The following is a 16,657-nucleotide window of genomic DNA, read 5'->3' as shown; positions in this document are numbered from 1 at the left end:
TCGACATTCCAGCCCGTGGCCTGTATTTCCGCTGCGGCCTTGAAGGCCTTCTCGACGGATTTGTGACATGAAGCAGGATCAGCCCCGTCCGACGCCCCGCGCGGGCATCATGGACATCGAGGCCTATGTGCCGGGAAAAAGCACCGCGCCGGCCGGCGTGACGAAAGTCTACAAGCTGTCGTCGAACGAAAACCCGCTCGGGCCTTCGCCGAAGGCGATCGAGGCCGCGCGCGAAGTGGCGGCGAAGCTCGACGTCTATCCAGACGGCACGGCGCGGCGGCTGCGCGAGGCGATCGCCGAGGTGCATGGGCTGAACCCGGCCAACATCATCTGCTCCAACGGCTCCGACGAGATCCTGGGGCTGCTGGCGCAGACCTATCTCGCGCCGGGCGACGAGGCCGTGTTCACCGAGCACGCCTTTATGGTCTACAAGATCTACATCCAGGCGGCGGGCGCCAAGCCGGTGGCGGTCAAGGAAACCGACGAGCGCGCCGACATCGACGCGATCTTGGCCGCGGTGACGCCGGCGACGCGGATCGTGTTCCTCGCCAATCCCAACAATCCGACCGGCACCTATGTGCCGTTCCAGGAAGTGCGCCGGCTGCACGCGGCATTGCCGAAGGACGTGCTCCTGGTGCTCGACGCGGCCTATGCCGAATATGTGCGGCGCAACGACTACGAAGCCGGCATCGAGCTGGCGGGCAGCTCCGAGAACGTGGTGATGACCCGCACCTTCTCCAAGCTCGGCCTTGGCGGCGCGCGCATCGGCTGGATGTACGGGCCGGCGCATATCGTCGATGCGATCAACCGCATCCGCGGTCCGTTCAACGTCAATGCCACCGCGATCGAAGCCGGCATCGCCGCGATCCGCGACCGCGCCCATATCGAGCGCAGCGTGACGCATAACGAGAAATGGCTGACCTGGCTGAGCGCGGAGCTGACCGAGCTCGGCCTGCGCGTCACGCCCAGCGTCGGCAATTTCGTGCTGATCCATTTTCCCGACGGCAAGAAGCATTCGGCGGCGGCAGCGGACGATTATCTCAGCGCGCGCGGTTACATCCTGCGCCGCGTCACCGGCTACGGTTTCCCCAATGCGCTGCGCATGAGCATCGGCACCGAAGAGGCCAATCGCGGGGTCATCGACGCGCTCAAGACCTTCCTGAAAAGCTAGAACACCATGGCATCACCGATGTTCGAGAAAATTGCGCTGGTCGGCATCGGCCTGATCGGCTCGTCGCTCGCCCGCGTCATCCGCCGAGAGGGCCTTGCCAAGCACATCGCCATCGCGACGCGCAGCGCCTCGACGCTGAAGCGCGCCGAGGAGCTCGGCCTTGGCGATTCCTACACCACGGATGCAAAAGAAGCGGTGCGCGATGCCGGCCTCGTCACCGTCTCGGTGCCGGTCGGCTCGTCCGGCGAGGTCGCGGCCGAGATCGCGCCGGCGCTGAAGAAAGGCGCCATCCTGACCGATGTCGGCTCGACCAAGGCTTCCGTCATCGCACAGATGCAGCCGCATGTGCCGGAAGGCGTGCACTTCATCCCGGGACATCCGCTGGCGGGCACGGAAAAGTCCGGACCCGATGCCGGCTTCGCCGATCTCTTCGAGAATCGCTGGTGCATCTTCACGCCGCTGCCGGGCACCGATCCCGCGGCGCTCGAGACGCTTTCGGAATTCTGGCGGCGCTGCGGCTCCAACATCGATACGATGGATCCGCAGCATCACGACATGACGCTTGCGATCGTGTCGCATCTGCCGCATATCATCGCCTACAACATCGTCGGCACGGCGGACGATCTGGAAGCGGTGACCAAGAGCGAAGTCATCAAGTATTCCGCCTCCGGTTTTCGCGACTTCACCCGCCTTGCCGCCTCCGATCCGACCATGTGGCGGGACGTGTGCCTGCACAACAAGGACGCGATCCTGGAGATGCTGGCGCGTTTTTCGGAGGATCTCGCTTCGTTGCAGCGGGCGATCCGCTGGGGCGACGGCGAGAAGCTGTTCGACCTCTTCACCCGCACCCGCGCCATCCGCCGCTCGATCATCGAGGCCGGCCAGGATATCGATGTGCCGGATTTCGGCCGCCAGGCGGTCGAGCACCCGAAAGGGAGCTGATATTCAGGTGAGGCCGGCCTGCAAATGACGGCTTTCTGCACTTCCGGTGCTCACGTACGAAAAGTACGCTCCGCTCCGGTTCTCGAAATCCGCCCAGTTTGGTCGCTTCGCGCCCGTCTTCGACTCCGACTCGGCCTGACCTGAATCTCAGCTCCCTTTGCGTTATTGCGATGCCGGCCAGTGCGCCGCCATCATGGCCAGCGTTTCGGCGCGATCCGGCGCGCCGAGGCGGCCGCCGAAGCGCAGGCATTTGAGCGCGGCGGCGGCGCTGGCGAAGCGCAGGGCTTGTTCCATCGGCATGGCCTCGGCGAGGCCGACGGCGAAGGCGCCGTGGAAGACGTCGCCAGCGGCAAGCGTGTCAATCGCCTTGACCTTCGGCGCCTGGACATGGCGCACGCGCGCGGTCGCCCGGTCGTGCCACCAGGTGCCGGCCGCGCCGCCGGTCACCGCGACGAAGGCATCGGTGCGCGAGGCGAGGTCGGCGCAGGCGCTTTCGGGGTCGAGCGCGTGGCCGCAGACGATGCGCGCCGCAGGCTCCGAGGCGACGATGTGCGAGGCCAAGGGCAGCAGGCGCTCCAGCACCTCGACGGGCGCTGTGTCGGCATCCAGGATCGCCGGGCGGCCAATCGACCTTGCCGCGCTCAGAGCAAGTGCTGCGGCCCCCGGCCAGCGGACATCCACCAGCACGGCGTCGAAAGCGGAGAAGTCGGCGAGCGGCAGAGCCTCGGGATCGGCTTGCGCCTTTTTGTCGTAGAAGGGGACGATGATGCGCTCGCCATGCGCATCGACCAGGATGGCGGCCAGCGCCGAACGCGCGCCGGCGACGCGGCGGATGAGGCTGCAGTCGATGCCTTCGGCCTCGATGTCGGCAATCAGCTGGTCGCCGACCGGATCGTCGCCCGCGCTCGCCCATAGCGAGACGTCGGCGCCGAGGCGCCGCGCGGCGCAGGCGGCGCTCGTCGCCATGCCGGAGGCGATCTGGACGCCGTCGCTGGCGATGAACTTGCCTTGATGCGCAGGCAGCGTCTCGACGCGAAGGATCGTGTCGAGGGTGAAGGCGCCGACGCTGAGCAGTCTTACAGGGCCCGTCATCGCCAAGTTACTCGAGCGGCTTGATCTTGCCGAGCGGGATGAAGCCCAGCGAGGCCTTGCCCTTGACGATCTTGAGCGGCAAGGACGGCTCCTTGCCAAGCATGGCAATGGCGGCAAAGCCCTGCTCGATTTCGCTTTTGTGCTCCGGCATGGCGCCGCCAAGGATGGTCGCCACCGCCTTGGGGTCCTTGAGCTTGATCGTCAGGCTTGCGTCGATCAGGCCTTCCGTGTCGACGGAGACCGGTCCGGACACGGTGATCCGCGCCGTGCCGGATGACAGGTCGAGCCTGGCGATGTCGATCGACTGGCCGCGCAGGCTTTTCGGCGGCGCGGCGATCAGCGCCACCCCGTCCTTCAGCGTGACGTCGCCACTGCCGTCCAGCGCCGGCAGCACGCGTCCGTCGATAGCATCCGCATTGATCTCCAGATCGCCGAAGCTGCCGACATAGTTGATGTCCTGTCCGATTGGCTGCAACTGGCCGGCGGCCTTGCCGGCGCTGAACAATTGCATCGGGTCCGTGTCGTCCTGCGGATCGGTCTGACCGTTCAGGCCTTCAGCCCGCAGCGAGACACTGCGCGGCAGCGGCCACCACACTTTGACATTGGCCTGCAGCTGGTCCCAGTCGATCCAGAGCGGCGGCATGCCGGGCGCCATCGTCCGCAGCGGCCCGCGCAGATCGGCGACCGGCGACAAGGGCCCGGTGATCCCGGCGACGGCGTTGAAGCTTCCGGTGGAGGCGGCGACCTTGCGGGCGTCGTCCTCATAGGCGATGTTGTCGCAGGAGACCGTGAAGCTCATCGGGTAGCCGCTGACGGCGAGGTTGGCGCAGCCGGCGGCGATGCCCTTGCCGCCCAGTCTTGCGACCGCCTGGTCGGCCTCGGTCTTCAGCCTGTCGGCGAGATAGAACCAGCCGCCGCTGTAAATGGCGAACAGCACGATGAGGAATGCGGCAAGCCAGAACAGCCGGCGGCGAAGTTTGGGCGATCGCTCGTCACTTGACGTCATGCTGCGGCTCTCGTTAACCCCTCATCTGGCGAGCGGGCATTCACTCTCACGCAAACAAGCGGGCGACAGAAGAAGCACCTCGGCGGTGCGGTGTCGTTCACTCGAATGCGATCAGGCTTGGCGATATGGGCGATTTTTGGGTTTTTGGCTATGGGTCGCTGATCTGGCGGCCTGGATTTGCCCATGTCGAGACACGTCGGGCCCGGCTTTACGGCTATCGCCGCTCGCTTTGCGTCTATTCCTTCGTGCATCGCGGCACGCGCGCGCGGCCGGGCCTGGTGCTCGGCCTCGACCGGGGCGGTTCCTGCATCGGCCTCGCCTACCGCGTTCCGGGCAATTTGCGCGACGAGGTGCTTTCCTACCTGCGCGAACGCGAGCTGGTGACCAGCGTCTATCTCGAACGCATGCTCGATGTCCGGCTGGATGGCGGCGGTTCGGTCGAGGCGGTCGCCTACACCGTCGACCGGCAGCATGAGCAGTATGCCGGCGGGCTCGATGCCGATCACGCCGCAGAGGTCGTTCGCGGCGCCGTCGGCCAGTCAGGCCGGAACGAGGACTATGTCTTGAGCACGCTCGATCACCTCGAGGCGCTCGGCATCCGCGATCACTGGCTGGAGGAGGTGGGCCGTCGGGTAGCGCCTTCGTGAAGTGCATTTCCGGCGAAAAAGATCGCCTGCAATGCCCCTTGTCCTAGCGCAATTCCGGACGCAAAACCGCTGCGCACTTTTGCTGGAATTGCTCTGGTCCGATCAAAAAGCAAAACCATGCCTTTGACCTCGACCGGGCACGACCTAGCTTAGCGGCAACTCCCATCCCTGGGCATCAGGCCCGTTCCAGCACCACGGAGATCAGTCTTGCAGAAACGCCGTCTCGGTCGCACCGACCTTTCCATCGCGCCGCTGGTCCTGGGCGGAAACGTCTTCGGCTGGACCGCCGACGAGAAGACCTCCTTCGACCTGCTCGACCGGTTCGTCGGGGCAGGCTTGAACGCCATCGATACGGCCGACGCCTATTCGCGCTGGGTTCCCGGCAACAAGGGCGGCGAATCGGAAACCATCATCGGCAATTGGATGAAAAGCCGCGGCAACCGCGACAAGGTGGTCGTCATCACCAAGGTCGGCTCCGACATGGGCCAGGGCAAGAAGGACCTCTCCGCCGCCTATATCGAAAAGGCGGTCGACGCGTCGCTGAAGCGGCTGCAGGTCGATGTCATCGACCTCTATCTGTCGCACTGGCCGGATCCGGCCACGCCTTACGAGGAGACGCTCGGCGCCTATCAGCGGCTGCTTGAAAAGGGCAAGATCCGCTATGCCGGCTGCTCCAATCTCGATGCCGGGCAGTTGCGCGCGGCACTCGACGTCGCCAGCCTGCGCAGCCTGCCGCGCTACGAGGTGCTGCAGCCTGAATACAATCTGTACGACCGCTCGTCGCTCGACGGACCGCTGCTCGACCTCTGCAAGGCCGAGGATATCGGCGTCATCACCTATTTCAGCCTGGCCAAGGGATTTTTGAGCGGCAAATACCGCGGCAAAGGCGATCTCGGGCAAAGCGCGCGCGGCGAGGACGTGGCCGAGTATCTCAACGAGCGCGGCATGCGCATCCTCTCCGCGCTCGATGGGCTCGCCGAGCGCCATTCGGCCAAGCAGGCGGAAGTGGCGCTGGCCTGGATCATCGCGCGGCCGGGCGTCACGGCGCCGATCGCCAGCGCCACGACGCCGGCCCAGATGGACAGCCTGATCCGCGCCGCGTCGCTCAAGCTTTCGGCGGATGACATCGGGGCGTTGGATCGCGCCAGCTCCTGACGAATGGCAGCACAATCGTTCAAGACCGCGCTGACGATCTCTCGTAACTCCTGCCGGTAAGGCAGGAGACGGAGTCGGACATGGCCGGTGGCGTTCTGGCTGAGGCGCAGCCCTGGCAGCAATTGCTGGCGCTGATCGTGGCAGCAACTGTCGTCATGGGCAGCCCAGGGCCATCGACCATCAGTGTCACAGCCGTCGGAGCGGCGTTCGGCCTGCGTTCCTCGCTGGGCTACGCGTCAGGGCTCGTGCTTGGAACGATCGCCGTGCTGTTGGTCGTGGCGGCCGGCATCGTCGGCATGCTTGCTTCGATGCCTGGGCTGGCCAAGATTCTGACCATCCTCTCAGCCGTCTACATCCTTTATCTCGCTTTCAAGATTGCGACGGCGCCGCCGCTGGTCGAAAGCAGAAGGCAAGCGGCACGTCCGACCTTTGCCGGTGGCTTCGCGCTCGCCGTCGCCAATCCGAAGGCTTATGTGGCGATCGCCGCCGTCTTTGCCGGCGCTTCGTCGCAAGCCGATGCGTTGGGTGGTTCCGCCAAACTGCTGGTGCTTACAGGGATGATTGTTGTCATCCATGCGGCGTGGCTGCTCGCTGGAACCGCCTTTGCGCGCTTCCTGCGTCATCCGCTGGCGTCGCGGGTCATCAACCTGGTGTTTGCCGCGACGCTGGTGCTGACGACCCTGCTGGCAGCGCTGCGTTAGTCAGGCCTTCGCGGTTACGCCAAGTTCCGCAAGCCGCTTCAGCGCCGTCGGCGGCATGGGCGGCGGGTTCGGCGTCTGGGCCGCCTCGACGAGCATCTGGTCGCAGGCGGCCTCGGTCTCGCCGATCAGCCGCTGCATGAATTCGTCCTTGCCGAGACCGGGCGGGATCGGCGGCAGGAAGCGGGCCTTGATGGTGCCGGGATAGCGCAGGAACTTGCGGCGCGGCCAGTAGAGGCCGGCGACATGGGCGACAGGCACCACTGGCACGCCCAGTTGCGAATAGATCTCGACGATGCCGTATTTGTAGGACGGCTCGGCGCCCGGCGGGCGGCGCGTGCCTTCGGGATAGATGATGAGCTGGCGCGGGTTGCGATCCATCTCCTGCCTGGTCGCGGTGACGACCGCCTTCAGCGCCTTCGAGCGGCTGCCGCGGTCGACCGGGATCATGCGCATCTTCATGATGTACCAGCCGAAGAAGGGGATCCAGGTCAGCTCGCGCTTCAGGATATAGAGCGCGTCGTCGAGATAGGGGAAGAAGGCGATCGCGTCCCAGAAGGACTGGTGCTTCGGCGCCAGGATGAAGGACCCCTCGGGCAGGTTCTCGACGCCGGTGATCTCGCTCTTGGTCGCGGCGATCTTGTCATAGAGCCACATCGAGGTGCGCGACCAGAATTTCGGCACGAACCAGGCGCGGTGGCGCGGCGCGAGGAAGTAGAAAGGCGTCCAGAAGATCATCTGGACGATCAGGCTGAGATAGAAGACGATGTTGAACGCCAGCGAGCGGATGATGAGCATGCAAGGGGCCCGTGAGGAAGTGTGCGTTGGTTACACCAAGCGGCGGCAAAAAGGAAACGGCACGGTGGTCGAATGCCGGCCACTCTTGTTTTGGCGGAATTCCGGACGGAGGGTTACGGCGAAGTCGCCGAACCTGACCGCGATGCACTTTTCCTGGAATTGCTTACAATGACCGCGCCAGCCGCTCCTTAAGGCGCGGCGCGGCGAAATCGAGGAAGGCGCGCAGCTTCACCGGCAGCCTACCTTGGCCGGCATGGACGAGGCTCACCGGCCAGGGCGGCGGCTCGAACGGCTCCAGCACCACCCGCAGCGCGCCGGAGCGCACCGCGGCATCCGCCTGGTAGGAGAGCACTTTCGTCAGGCCAAGCCCGGCAATCGCTGCATCGATCGCCGCCTCGGCGGTATTGACCTGCAGGCGCGAGCGGACCGGGACCGTGGTTTCTGCCTTGCCCGTTCCGAAACTCCATGTCGCCGGAGCGGCAAGGCCTTCGAAGGTGACGCAGTTGTGGCCCGCGAGCTCCGGCGGTTTCTCCGGCGTGCCATGCAAGGCGAGGTAGGCGGGGCTTGCGCAGACGATGCGGCGGATCGAGCCGACGCGGATCGCGACCATGGCGGAATCCGGCAGTTCGCTGATGCGCACCGCCAGATCGATATGCTCCTCGACCAGTTGGGTGATCCGGTCCGACAGGGTCAGGCGGACATCCACTTGCGGATAGACGGCGAGGAACCCGGTGATCACCGGCAGCACATGCAGGCGGCCGAAGACGACCGGCGCAGCGATGACCAGCTCGCCGGTCGGGCTCGAATATTCACCGGCCGCGGTGCGCTCGGCCTCGCTCACCTCGTCGAGGATACGGCGACAGGCGGCGAGGTAGGACTGGCCTGCATCGGTCAGCGTCAGCCGCCGCGTCGAGCGGTTGAGCAGACGCGTCGTCAAGTGCTTCTCCAGTTCGGAAAGCTTTCTGCTGACGGTCGCCAGCGGCACGCCGGCGCGGCGCGCCGCGGCGGATAGGCTGCCGGCCTCCACCGTGGCGACGAACAGGGACATGGCGTCGAGGCGGTCCATTATTCTTCCGAAATCTGGAAAGATAGGTTGCGAATATGCTCTCTACATCCGATTTTCGGAAGAGGCTAAATGACGTGCCATCCTGTCTAGAGCCGGATGATTTCAGGTCGAATCGACCTGAAATCTGAATCCGTCTCCAAATCAAAGAGATAGAGCATGGTGTCGTCCGAAAACCGCTTCACGCTTTTCGGCATCATGCTCTAGGAGCGCCGGCATGAACGAATTCACCAGCGACGTCGCCTTCACGCCGACCGTCAAGGCCATCCAGTCCCGCAAGGGATCGCGCGAGTCCTATGCGCGCGTCGAGCAGCGCGGCGGCTGGCGGGCAACGATCACGCCGGACCTTGCGGCCTTCATCGAAATGCAGACCAGCGTGTTCCTGGCGACGGCCAACGCCGAAGGGCAGCCTTATATCCAGCATCGCGGCGGGCCGGCCGGCTTTCTCAAGGTGCTGGACGAGCACGTGGTCGGCTTCGCGGATTTTTCCGGGAATCGGCAGTTCATCACCCAGGGCAATCTCGAGGACAACGACCAGGCTTTCCTGTTCCTGATCGACTACATGCTCAGGCAGCGCATCAAGGTCTGGGGCAGGGCGCGTGTCGTCGAGGGTGGTGCGGAGCTGATGGCGCGGCTGATGCCGGCGGACTACAAAGCGCGGCCGGAGCAGGCGATCCTGTTCACGGTCACGGCCTGGGATGCCAATTGTCCGCAGCACATTCCGCAGCGTTTCGAGGCGGCGGATGTCGCCGCGGCGCTCGCCGAGCGCGACCGGCGCATCGCCTGCCTGGAGCAGGAGATTGCCCATTTGCGCGATAGTGCGGCGGCTGGAGCAATTCCAGGAAAAGTGTGAGCGGTTTTCCGTCCGGAATTGCGTAAAAACAAAGAGATAGAGCGTTACGCCGTTTCCGTGAAACGGCGTAACGCTCTAAGCTTTAGTTCTTCACCACGGTCGAGGCTTCCGCCAGCGTGACGCCCTCGGGCGTCGCGCGGACCGGCAGGAAGCCGCGCGCCAGCGACAGCACGTATTTGCTGTATTCGGTGAGCAACACGCGCAGGGCCTCCGGCTTGGTCAGCCAGCCGCCATTGCCGAGATTGGTGTTGACCACCGGATAGGGCTCGAGGCGCGCGCCATGCAGCAGCCGGCCCATCTCGAGCAGGCTGCGCGGCATGTGATAGTTGTTGGTGACGATGATGATGCTGCCATAGGCGTGGTTTTCCACCCATTTGGCGCTTTCCTCGGCATTGCCGATGGTGTCGAGCGCGGCGCGGTCGATATCGACGCAGCAGGAGAAGAGCTGCTTGTCGCCGCCCATCGCCGCCTGCAACTGGCGCCTTGTGGCCGACGGATGCACGCCACTGATCAGCAGCCGATCGCCCTTGCCGGAGGTCAGCAGGTCCATCGCCGCGTCGAGCCGCGACTGCCCGCCGGTGAGCACGATGATGGCGTCGGCCCTGGCCGGATTGAGCGGGGTGGTCATGTGGCTGACCTTGTCGGCGAACCAGCCGAAGCCGCCGGCAAAAAGCACCAGCGCGGCGAGAACGATGAAACCGCAGACGCGCATGGCAAGCCGCAAACGGCCGGGCGTGGCGGCAGCAGCGTGCGCACGCACCGCCAGCATCCGTCCAGTCGTCCCGATCGAATCCTGCGCTTCCATCATCCCCAGGTTAATCCTGAAAACATCCCATGGTTAACTCCGAAATGCGGCCTTTGATAGGTAAGGCGCGCACATTGCGTTACGGCAAGTGTCCCATGTGTGATCGTTGTCTTGTTTGTATATAACGCTTGCGCCGGACCTTCGGTTTGAGCTCATGGGTCAGCCCGCGTCCGGTTGGCGAACGTCGATGTCGCTGAGATAGGCGACGACGGTCGCGTGCGAGGTCGCCGCGGTCAGCGCACCGATGACCAGCACCATCAGGCCGACGCCGAGATAGCCCGCGGAACCGATGGCGAAATTGCCGAACAAAGCGGTCGCCTGATCGGCCTGAGGCGTGGCCATGTTGCGCGACGACCACCAGGAAAAGACGATGAAGACGGCGATCGCGAGCGCACCGCCGGCGGCCGCGCCCTTCATGCCGGTGACCAGGAAATGCCAGCGGAATTCGCGCGCAATGAAGCGCGCCTCGGCGCCGACGAAATGCAGGACCTCGATGATGTGGCCGTTGCCGGCCATGGCGCCTCGCGTGGCGAACACCACCGTCAGCACGGTTGCCGACAGCATCAGCACCAGCACGGCGATGCCGATCGTCACCGTCGTGTGCGCCATGGCGACCAGACGGTCGACCCAGGTGCGATGATCATCGAGCGAAGCGGTCGGGATCTTCGGGGTGATGGCGGCGCGCATGGCGGCAAAGTCCGGCGGGCTGGCCTCGTCGATGGTGACGATGATGAGGCGCGGCACCGGCAACTCGTCGATGTTGAGGCCGCTGCCCAGCCATGGCTCCAGAAGGCGCGCGGTCGCGTCGCGGTCGATGATCTTGGTGCCCTTCACGCCGGGGAACTCGCTGGCGATTTGCGAGGCCTGCGCGAGCGCCGCCTCCATGTCGAGGCCGTCGGCCGGCTTGATCTGGATCGTCGCCTCACGCGAGATCTGGTTCTCCCAGACGGATGCGGTATCGCGCACCAGCGTCACCGCGCCGAAGGTGAGGCAAGACAGGAAGGTCATGATGGCGATGACCAGCACCAGCGCCCGTCCGGCGATGTTCTGCGCCGGCACGATCGGCGCTGTCTTGCGCTGGACACGCCGGACCGTCACCGGCGCCTCGGCGTCGGCTTCATCGTGCAGGTGGTCGGCGGGAAAGTCAGTCATAGACGTCCAGCCTCCCGCCGGCCAGAATCATACGGCGCGCATCGACCTGTTCCATCAGGCCAAGGTCGTGGGTGGCGATCACCACGGCGGTGCCCAGCCGGTTGAGCTCGATGAACAACCTGAGCAGCCGGCGCGCCAGCGGCGGATCGACATTGCCGGTGGGCTCGTCGGCCAAAAGGATTTCCGGCTGTTCGATCAGCGCGCGGGCAATCGCGGCGCGCTGCTTCTCGCCGCCCGAAAGCACCGGCGGCAGCACATGCATGCGGTCGCCAAGGCCAACCCATTTCAGAAGCTCGGTTACGTCGGTGCGGTAGCTCGCTTCCTCGCGCCCGCGCACGCGCAACGGGAGCGCGACATTCTCATAGGTGGTCATGTGGTCGAGCAGGCGGAAATCCTGGAACACCACGCCGATGCGGCGGCGCATAAGCGGCAATTCGCTGCGCGAGATGCGCGAGCGGTCCTTGCCGAAAATGGTGATCAGGCCGCGCGTCGGCTTCAGCGACATGAACAACAGGCGTAGCAAGGTCGTCTTGCCGGCGCCCGAGGGGCCGCTCAGGAACTGAAAGGAGCGCTCCGGAATGTGCAGGGAGATGTCGCGGAGGATTTCCGGACCCATGCCATAGCGAAGGCCGACATTTTCGAAGCGGATCACGTTCGGCGACCTGAAACTTTCGGCGGCGACGCGCCACAATCTAACTCTAGAGCGTTCCACCGTTTCACGGAAACGGCGAACCGCTCTATCTCTGCGCTTTCACGCAATTCCGGACGGAAAACCGTTTCACACTTTTCCTGGAATTGCTCTAACAGACCATCGGCCGGCATGGTTAACCGGCGGTTAATTTTGCAACGTTCAGCTTGCATCAGAGCCATTCCGGTGGGGAAGCGTTAACCAATTCCGTTTACGCAAAAGAAACGAAGACTGCATTGGTGCCGTAATGGCTGACGAGAGAACCGCGCGCCCTGTTTCCGGCGAAATCATGACCGGTCCGGCAACAAATGCCGCGCCGGAGCGCGGCATTTTCGATGCGGTCGACATCGTCGATGCCGAATATGTGGTGCTGCCGCGTTTTGCCGCTGCGCCGGCGGCGCCACCGCCGCAGATTCCTCCGACGCCATCGATCGAAGGCATGGGCATGCTGCGCAAACCCGAGGCCGTGCCGTCGCGGTCCTCGCGCGGCGGCCCGATGTTCTGGATCGCCGGCGTCGGCATAGCGCTGGTCTCCTTCTGGGTGTCGGGCGGTCACGCGCTGGTCCGGCAGAGCCCTTTCTGGGCGACCGCCGCGCCGGCAAGCGCGCTCACCATTTCCGGCGTGACGTCGCGCATCGATGTGTCGGGCTTGAAGCCGGTGCTGTTCGTCGATGGCGAGGCCGCCAATGACGGGTTGAGGTCGGAGGCGCTGCCGCCGTTGGAAATCCGCGTCACCGACAACAACGCCAACATTATCCGCTACAGGCTGGGGACATCGCGCCGTTCCCTGGGACCCGGCGAAAGATTCGGCTTTTCGAGCCGCCTCGATGTGCCTAAAGACGGCGTAAGGACCGTCGCAGTCATCTTCGCCGGCTAGACGGGTCGATATTCAGGTGAGGCCGGCCTGCAAATAGCGGCTTCCTGCGCTTCCGGTGCTCACGTGCTGAAACGTACGCTCCGCTCCGGTTCTCGGCAGCCACTATTTTCGGCTCGGCCTGACCTGAACCTCAACCCGTCTATCAACACCACTGTCGTTTTTTTGAAGGAAAAATTATGCCAGTTGTACGCGGCAAGGACATCGAGGTCTTGTTTTCGGCGTCGGCGATCGCGCGCCGCAATCTCGAGCTGGCCAAGGAAATCGCCGGGCGCGACTATCACGACCTGCTGGTGATCTCGATCCTGAAGGGCTCTTTCGTCTTCGCCGCCGACCTCATCCGCGCCATGCATGATGTCGGCCTGTCGCCGGAAGTCGAGTTCATCTTCATCTCCAGCTACGGCGCCGGCACCACGAGCGGCGAGGTCAGGGTGCTGCGCGACATCGACAACGAGGTCGCCGGCCGCGACGTGCTGTTGATCGACGACATACTGGAATCCGGCAAGACGCTTTCCTACACCCGGGACCTGATGCTTTCGCGCGGCGCGAAGAGCTGCGCCATCGCGGTGCTGCTCGACAAGCGGATGCGCCGCCAGACCTCGCTCAACGCCGATTATGTCGGCTTCGACTGCCCGGACTATTTCGTCGTCGGCTATGGCATGGATGTCGCCCATGCGTTCCGCGAGCTGCCGTTCGTCGGAGTGGTGAAGGGCGACGCCTGAGAAGGCGTCGAAGTCATCCCGAAAAGCTGCCGATCGTTAGAATTTTCAGAAAACATCAATGTTTCGGCGGCATCTATCTCGGCATGGCAAAGCTTCTGATCGTCGAGGACGATGAGTCCGTCCGCACCCTCGCCGCTCGCGCGCTGGAGCGCGACGGCCATACTGTCACCATCGCTACCGACGGCGCGCAGGGGCTGGACCTGATCCGGCAGGCCGGTGGCGGCTACGACCTGGTGGTGTCCGACATCCGCATGCCGGAAATGGACGGCATCCAGATGGCGACGGCCGCCGCGGGACAGTTTCCGACGATGAGAATCATGCTGATGACCGGCTATGCCGACCAGCGCGAGCGTGCCGAGGGGCTAAACGGCATCATCCTCGACGTCGTGCAGAAGCCATTCACGCTCGCCGAGATCCGCGCCCGCGTCGGCAAGGCATTAAGCTGCTTCGCTTGAGACCGCGCCGGCCGCCGGCGCGGCACGTCGCCGACGCCCGCCGCTGAGCGCAAGCAGGCCGGCGCCGATGATCAGCGCCGCGCCCAGCACGGTCGTTTCACGCGGCACTTCGGCGAAGAACAGGAATCCCCACAGCGGCGACCACAGGATGCCGGTATATTCGAACGTGGCGACGCGGTTGGCCGGCGCCATGCGATAGGCCTGCGACAGCAGGATCATGCCGGCGGACGCGACGAGGCCGCAGGCGGCCATTTTCAGGAAATCCGGCATCGTCGGCCATACCCATGGCCGCACCAGGAATTCGACGCTCGGATGCGCCGCATGGGTGATGCCGGCAAGATGGAAGACGGTCGCGACGGCAATTGCGCCGCTGAGATAGGCGCCGCTCTGGTAGAAGGCCATCACCGTCGATGATTCGGTGTCGCCGATGCGGCGCGCCATCAACTGCGAAAAGCCGTAGAGGAAGGCCGAGCCCAGCGACAGCAGCGCCGCCCAGTCGAACACGCCCTCGCCGGGACGCACCATCACCAGGACGCCGACCAGACCGATCAACACCGTCGCCAGCGTCTTCCACGAGACGCGCTCGCCGAGATAGGGGCCGGCCATCGCCATGATGAACAGCGGTGCCATGAAATAGAGCGCCACCGCGTCGGCCAGCGGCAGGGCGGCGATCGCCAGATAATAGACCGTGTAGGACGAGAACTGGATGAAGGCGCGCAGCGTCAGCATGCCTGCCCGCTTCGACAGCACCGCCTTCAGGCCGACATCGGCCTGGACCAGCACGATCAGGATCGGCAGCGCGACGATGGCGCGGATCGCCATCACCTCGGTCACCGGATAGCCGCCGGATACCGCCTTCACCAGCGGATCCTGCAGCGAAAAGACCAGCACGCCGAGGCAGAGGCTCAGAATGCCTAGCACCATCCGGTTCTGCATCAGTATCGGCCCCCCGCGAGCCGCAATGATATTTCATTTCACGCAATTCCGGACGGAAAACCGCAAGCACTTTTCCTGGAATTGCTCATCAAAAAGAACCCGCTACCGTTTTTCCGGCAGCGGGCACGAGTGAGGACTCTACGATTGGTCCGCGGCCGATTTCGCGGCCGCATATCCAATGGGTATGGCAACTATCCTGCTCCGTTTGACATCTTGCAAACGAATTGGAATGATGCCAGCAATCAAATTTTCTTATGGCGACCTCCGATGCGACCAGTCCTCGACAGCGACCTCCTGCGCACCTTCGTGGCGGTGGCCGAGACCGGCAATTTCACCCGCGCGGCGGAGAAAGCCGGGCGTACGCAGTCGGCAGTGTCGATGCAGATGAAGAAGCTGGAGGACATGGTCGGCGACGATCTGTTCGAGCGTGGCTCGCGCGGCGTGGCGCTGACCCGTCGCGGCAGCGAATTGATCTCGAACGCGCGGCGGATCGTCTCGCTGCTCGACGAGACGGCGGCCTCGCTGGTGGCGCCGCCGCTCGGCGGGCTGGTGCGCATCGGCATCCCGGCCGAATATGGCCGTTCGATCCTGTCGCGGGCGCTGGGCGAATTCGCCAAGCGGCATCCGCGCGTCGAGGTCACCGTGCGTTACGCGCATTCGGATTCGCAGGTGAGGGCGCTCGCGGCCGGCGAACTCGATCTCGCGGTGGTGTTCGAATGGGAGGGCTCTTCCGGCGGCGAGGTGCTGATGCACGACCCGACCGTGTGGGTGACCTCGACGCTGCAATATATGCATGAGGAGCGGCCGATACCGATCGCGCTTTACAGCCGCAACGGCTGGTGCCGCGACTTCGCCATCAAATCGCTGCAGCAGCGCGGCCTCGACTACCGCGTCGCCTATACCAGCGACACCAATGGCGGCCTGACGCTCGCGGTCACTTCCGGCCTGGCGATCGCGCCGATCTCGCGCAGCAACATCCCGGAAGATTGCCGCGAACTGACGGTCGCCGACGGTTTCGGCGACATCGATTCCTCCAACGTCGTCCTGCATCGCAATCCGCTGGCGACCGGCGAAGCGATCGACGGCATGGAAAACGCGATCCGCGAGGCCTTCATGCTGACCCGGCAGGCACCGGTCGCCGCCGGTCTTTGAATTCTGGAACTGCGTCTGGTTTGGAGCGCCGTTTCGCGGAAACTCAGAGCCGCTTCGCCTCGGCCCGGTCTATCGCTCTGGCATGTCCTCGTGGAAAGTGAGCCGATTGCCGAACGGGTCGCCGACTGTGACTTCCCATGTCCGCCAGGGCGTCTCTTCCAATCCCGGCCCGGCATAGCGGTATTTCTTCGCCGTCAACTCGCGATGAAGCGCCGCGATATCGGCGGCCCCGACGCGAATATGGACACCAGGCGAGCCGTCGCCGTGATGCTCGCTCAAATGCAGTTCGCAGCCGTCGCGGGCGATGCCCATGTAGAGCGGCGCGTTGTCGTCGAAGCGATGTTCGAACCGCACCTCGAAGCCAAGGAAATCGAGGTAGAATTCGCGCGCCTTGGCGATGTCGAACATGCGCAGGATCGGGGTGACGGTTCCAAGCTTGGGCATGGGC

Annotated in this window: 19 protein-coding genes; 10 read left to right on the top strand and 9 right to left on the bottom strand. The window is 64.6% G+C overall.

Annotation, left to right across the window (positions count from 1 at the left end; genetic code table 11):
• Positions 1 to 67: 67 nt before the first annotated feature.
• Both hisC and LB572_RS20440 read left to right on the top strand, forming a co-directional pair.
• Positions 68 to 1,171, top strand: a complete 1,104-nt coding sequence (gene hisC, locus LB572_RS20445; RefSeq protein WP_140803453.1) for a histidinol-phosphate transaminase — start codon at positions 68 to 70, stop codon at positions 1,169 to 1,171.
• Positions 1,172 to 1,177: 6 nt separating this feature from the next.
• Positions 1,178 to 2,113: a prephenate/arogenate dehydrogenase family protein gene (locus tag LB572_RS20440; RefSeq protein ID WP_224668965.1), complete on the top strand. Its 936-nt coding sequence runs from the start codon at positions 1,178 to 1,180 to the stop codon at positions 2,111 to 2,113.
• 162 nt (positions 2,114 to 2,275) lie between these two features.
• Here the strand turns inward: LB572_RS20440 and LB572_RS20435 are convergent, their stop codons facing one another.
• Both LB572_RS20435 and LB572_RS20430 read right to left on the bottom strand, forming a co-directional pair.
• On the bottom strand, positions 2,276 to 3,205 hold the full coding sequence (locus LB572_RS20435) for a sugar kinase (protein WP_224668964.1): 930 nt from the start codon (positions 3,203 to 3,205) through the stop codon (positions 2,276 to 2,278).
• 7 nt (positions 3,206 to 3,212) lie between these two features.
• The gene (locus LB572_RS20430) at positions 3,213 to 4,211 is read right to left on the bottom strand and encodes a DUF2125 domain-containing protein (protein WP_140803450.1); all 999 of its coding nucleotides are present in this window, start codon (positions 4,209 to 4,211) and stop codon (positions 3,213 to 3,215) included.
• A 125-nt stretch (positions 4,212 to 4,336) separates the two neighbouring features.
• On the opposite strand from LB572_RS20430, the gene LB572_RS20425 reads away from it, so the two are divergent.
• The 3 genes from LB572_RS20425 to LB572_RS20415 all read left to right on the top strand — a co-directional run bounded on the left by LB572_RS20425 (position 4,337) and on the right by LB572_RS20415 (position 6,714).
• Positions 4,337 to 4,858 carry a gamma-glutamylcyclotransferase gene (locus LB572_RS20425; RefSeq protein WP_224668963.1) on the top strand — a complete coding sequence of 174 codons (522 nt, stop codon included), beginning with the start codon at positions 4,337 to 4,339 and terminating at the stop codon, positions 4,856 to 4,858.
• A 207-nt stretch (positions 4,859 to 5,065) separates the two neighbouring features.
• Entirely contained in the window at positions 5,066 to 6,013 is a 948-nt protein-coding gene (locus LB572_RS20420; RefSeq protein WP_140803448.1) for an aldo/keto reductase, read from the top strand.
• An 80-nt stretch (positions 6,014 to 6,093) separates the two neighbouring features.
• Positions 6,094 to 6,714, top strand: a complete 621-nt coding sequence (locus LB572_RS20415) for a LysE family translocator (RefSeq protein WP_224668962.1) — start codon at positions 6,094 to 6,096, stop codon at positions 6,712 to 6,714.
• On the opposite strand, the gene LB572_RS20410 is transcribed toward LB572_RS20415, so the two are convergent.
• Together LB572_RS20410 and LB572_RS20405 are read right to left on the bottom strand one after the other, a co-directional pair.
• Positions 6,715 to 7,509, bottom strand: coding sequence for a lysophospholipid acyltransferase family protein (locus tag LB572_RS20410; RefSeq protein ID WP_224668961.1), 795 nt, complete (start codon positions 7,507 to 7,509; stop codon positions 6,715 to 6,717).
• A 163-nt stretch (positions 7,510 to 7,672) separates the two neighbouring features.
• A complete protein-coding gene (locus tag LB572_RS20405; RefSeq protein WP_224668960.1) occupies positions 7,673 to 8,575 on the bottom strand; it encodes a LysR family transcriptional regulator in 903 nt (300 codons plus the stop codon).
• A 214-nt stretch (positions 8,576 to 8,789) separates the two neighbouring features.
• Between LB572_RS20405 and LB572_RS20400 the strand changes: the two genes are divergently transcribed.
• Positions 8,790 to 9,425, top strand: a complete 636-nt coding sequence (locus LB572_RS20400; protein ID WP_224668959.1) for a pyridoxamine 5'-phosphate oxidase family protein — start codon at positions 8,790 to 8,792, stop codon at positions 9,423 to 9,425.
• 82 nt (positions 9,426 to 9,507) lie between these two features.
• On the opposite strand, the gene LB572_RS20395 is transcribed toward LB572_RS20400, so the two are convergent.
• The 3 genes from LB572_RS20395 to ftsE form a co-directional block, all read right to left on the bottom strand.
• Positions 9,508 to 10,194 carry a YdcF family protein gene (locus tag LB572_RS20395; protein WP_224669049.1) on the bottom strand — a complete coding sequence of 229 codons (687 nt, stop codon included), beginning with the start codon at positions 10,192 to 10,194 and terminating at the stop codon, positions 9,508 to 9,510.
• A 195-nt stretch (positions 10,195 to 10,389) separates the two neighbouring features.
• Positions 10,390 to 11,382 (bottom strand): cell division protein FtsX, encoded by a 993-nt coding sequence (locus LB572_RS20390; protein ID WP_224668958.1) that lies wholly within the window; start codon positions 11,380 to 11,382, stop codon positions 10,390 to 10,392.
• Entirely contained in the window at positions 11,375 to 12,034 is a 660-nt protein-coding gene (ftsE, locus tag LB572_RS20385) for a cell division ATP-binding protein FtsE (RefSeq protein ID WP_140803441.1), read from the bottom strand. Before ftsE ends, LB572_RS20390 begins: the two co-directional genes overlap by 8 nt.
• A 283-nt stretch (positions 12,035 to 12,317) precedes the next feature.
• On the opposite strand from ftsE, the gene LB572_RS20380 reads away from it, so the two are divergent.
• From LB572_RS20380 to LB572_RS20370, 3 genes are all read left to right on the top strand, one after another.
• Positions 12,318 to 12,947, top strand: coding sequence for a hypothetical protein (locus LB572_RS20380; RefSeq protein WP_224668957.1), 630 nt, complete (start codon positions 12,318 to 12,320; stop codon positions 12,945 to 12,947).
• A gap of 176 nt (positions 12,948 to 13,123) precedes the next feature.
• Positions 13,124 to 13,666 (top strand): hypoxanthine phosphoribosyltransferase, encoded by a 543-nt coding sequence (gene hpt, locus LB572_RS20375; protein ID WP_095767471.1) that lies wholly within the window; start codon positions 13,124 to 13,126, stop codon positions 13,664 to 13,666.
• 83 nt (positions 13,667 to 13,749) lie between these two features.
• Positions 13,750 to 14,121, top strand: coding sequence for a response regulator (locus LB572_RS20370; RefSeq protein WP_140803439.1), 372 nt, complete (start codon positions 13,750 to 13,752; stop codon positions 14,119 to 14,121).
• Here the strand turns inward: LB572_RS20370 and LB572_RS20365 are convergent.
• A complete protein-coding gene (locus tag LB572_RS20365) occupies positions 14,104 to 15,057 on the bottom strand; it encodes a DMT family transporter (protein WP_224668956.1) in 954 nt (317 codons plus the stop codon). The two genes, LB572_RS20370 and LB572_RS20365, sit on opposite strands and share 18 nt — an antisense overlap.
• A 267-nt stretch (positions 15,058 to 15,324) precedes the next feature.
• On the opposite strand from LB572_RS20365, the gene LB572_RS20360 reads away from it, so the two are divergent.
• On the top strand, positions 15,325 to 16,209 hold the full coding sequence (locus tag LB572_RS20360) for a LysR family transcriptional regulator (RefSeq protein ID WP_224668955.1): 885 nt from the start codon (positions 15,325 to 15,327) through the stop codon (positions 16,207 to 16,209).
• 69 nt (positions 16,210 to 16,278) lie between these two features.
• Here the strand turns inward: LB572_RS20360 and LB572_RS20355 are convergent, their stop codons facing one another.
• Complete coding sequence (locus LB572_RS20355; protein ID WP_224668954.1) at positions 16,279 to 16,653, bottom strand: glyoxalase superfamily protein; 375 nt, start codon at positions 16,651 to 16,653, stop codon at positions 16,279 to 16,281.
• Positions 16,654 to 16,657 lie beyond the last annotated feature (4 nt).

It is taken from the genome of Mesorhizobium sp. BH1-1-5, from assembly GCF_020165615.1.
Taxonomy (GTDB): domain Bacteria; phylum Pseudomonadota; class Alphaproteobacteria; order Rhizobiales; family Rhizobiaceae; genus Mesorhizobium.
Note: the sequence above shows the minus strand (reverse complement) of the source record. Positions and strands in the feature narration are given on the sequence as shown.

Excerpts from the sequence above, each read along its gene's own strand:
- hisC (WP_140803453.1), top strand. The coding sequence starts at position 68 with ATGAAGCAGGATCAGCCCCGTCCGACGCCCCGCGCGGGCATCATGGAC.
- LB572_RS20440 (WP_224668965.1), top strand. The coding sequence starts at position 1,178 with ATGGCATCACCGATGTTCGAGAAAATTGCGCTGGTCGGCATCGGCCTG.
- LB572_RS20435 (WP_224668964.1), bottom strand. The coding sequence starts at position 3,205 with ATGACGGGCCCTGTAAGACTGCTCAGCGTCGGCGCCTTCACCCTCGAC.
- LB572_RS20430 (WP_140803450.1), bottom strand. The coding sequence starts at position 4,211 with ATGACGTCAAGTGACGAGCGATCGCCCAAACTTCGCCGCCGGCTGTTC.
- LB572_RS20425 (WP_224668963.1), top strand. The coding sequence starts at position 4,337 with ATGGGCGATTTTTGGGTTTTTGGCTATGGGTCGCTGATCTGGCGGCCT.
- LB572_RS20415 (WP_224668962.1), top strand. The coding sequence starts at position 6,094 with ATGGCCGGTGGCGTTCTGGCTGAGGCGCAGCCCTGGCAGCAATTGCTG.
- LB572_RS20410 (WP_224668961.1), bottom strand. The coding sequence starts at position 7,509 with ATGCTCATCATCCGCTCGCTGGCGTTCAACATCGTCTTCTATCTCAGC.
- LB572_RS20405 (WP_224668960.1), bottom strand. The coding sequence starts at position 8,575 with ATGGACCGCCTCGACGCCATGTCCCTGTTCGTCGCCACGGTGGAGGCC.
- LB572_RS20400 (WP_224668959.1), top strand. The coding sequence starts at position 8,790 with ATGAACGAATTCACCAGCGACGTCGCCTTCACGCCGACCGTCAAGGCC.
- LB572_RS20395 (WP_224669049.1), bottom strand. The coding sequence starts at position 10,194 with ATGCTGGCGGTGCGTGCGCACGCTGCTGCCGCCACGCCCGGCCGTTTG.
- LB572_RS20390 (WP_224668958.1), bottom strand. The coding sequence starts at position 11,382 with ATGACTGACTTTCCCGCCGACCACCTGCACGATGAAGCCGACGCCGAG.
- LB572_RS20380 (WP_224668957.1), top strand. The coding sequence starts at position 12,318 with ATGGCTGACGAGAGAACCGCGCGCCCTGTTTCCGGCGAAATCATGACC.
- hpt (WP_095767471.1), top strand. The coding sequence starts at position 13,124 with ATGCCAGTTGTACGCGGCAAGGACATCGAGGTCTTGTTTTCGGCGTCG.
- LB572_RS20370 (WP_140803439.1), top strand. The coding sequence starts at position 13,750 with ATGGCAAAGCTTCTGATCGTCGAGGACGATGAGTCCGTCCGCACCCTC.
- LB572_RS20365 (WP_224668956.1), bottom strand. The coding sequence starts at position 15,057 with ATGCAGAACCGGATGGTGCTAGGCATTCTGAGCCTCTGCCTCGGCGTG.
- LB572_RS20360 (WP_224668955.1), top strand. The coding sequence starts at position 15,325 with ATGCGACCAGTCCTCGACAGCGACCTCCTGCGCACCTTCGTGGCGGTG.
- LB572_RS20355 (WP_224668954.1), bottom strand. The coding sequence starts at position 16,653 with ATGCCCAAGCTTGGAACCGTCACCCCGATCCTGCGCATGTTCGACATC.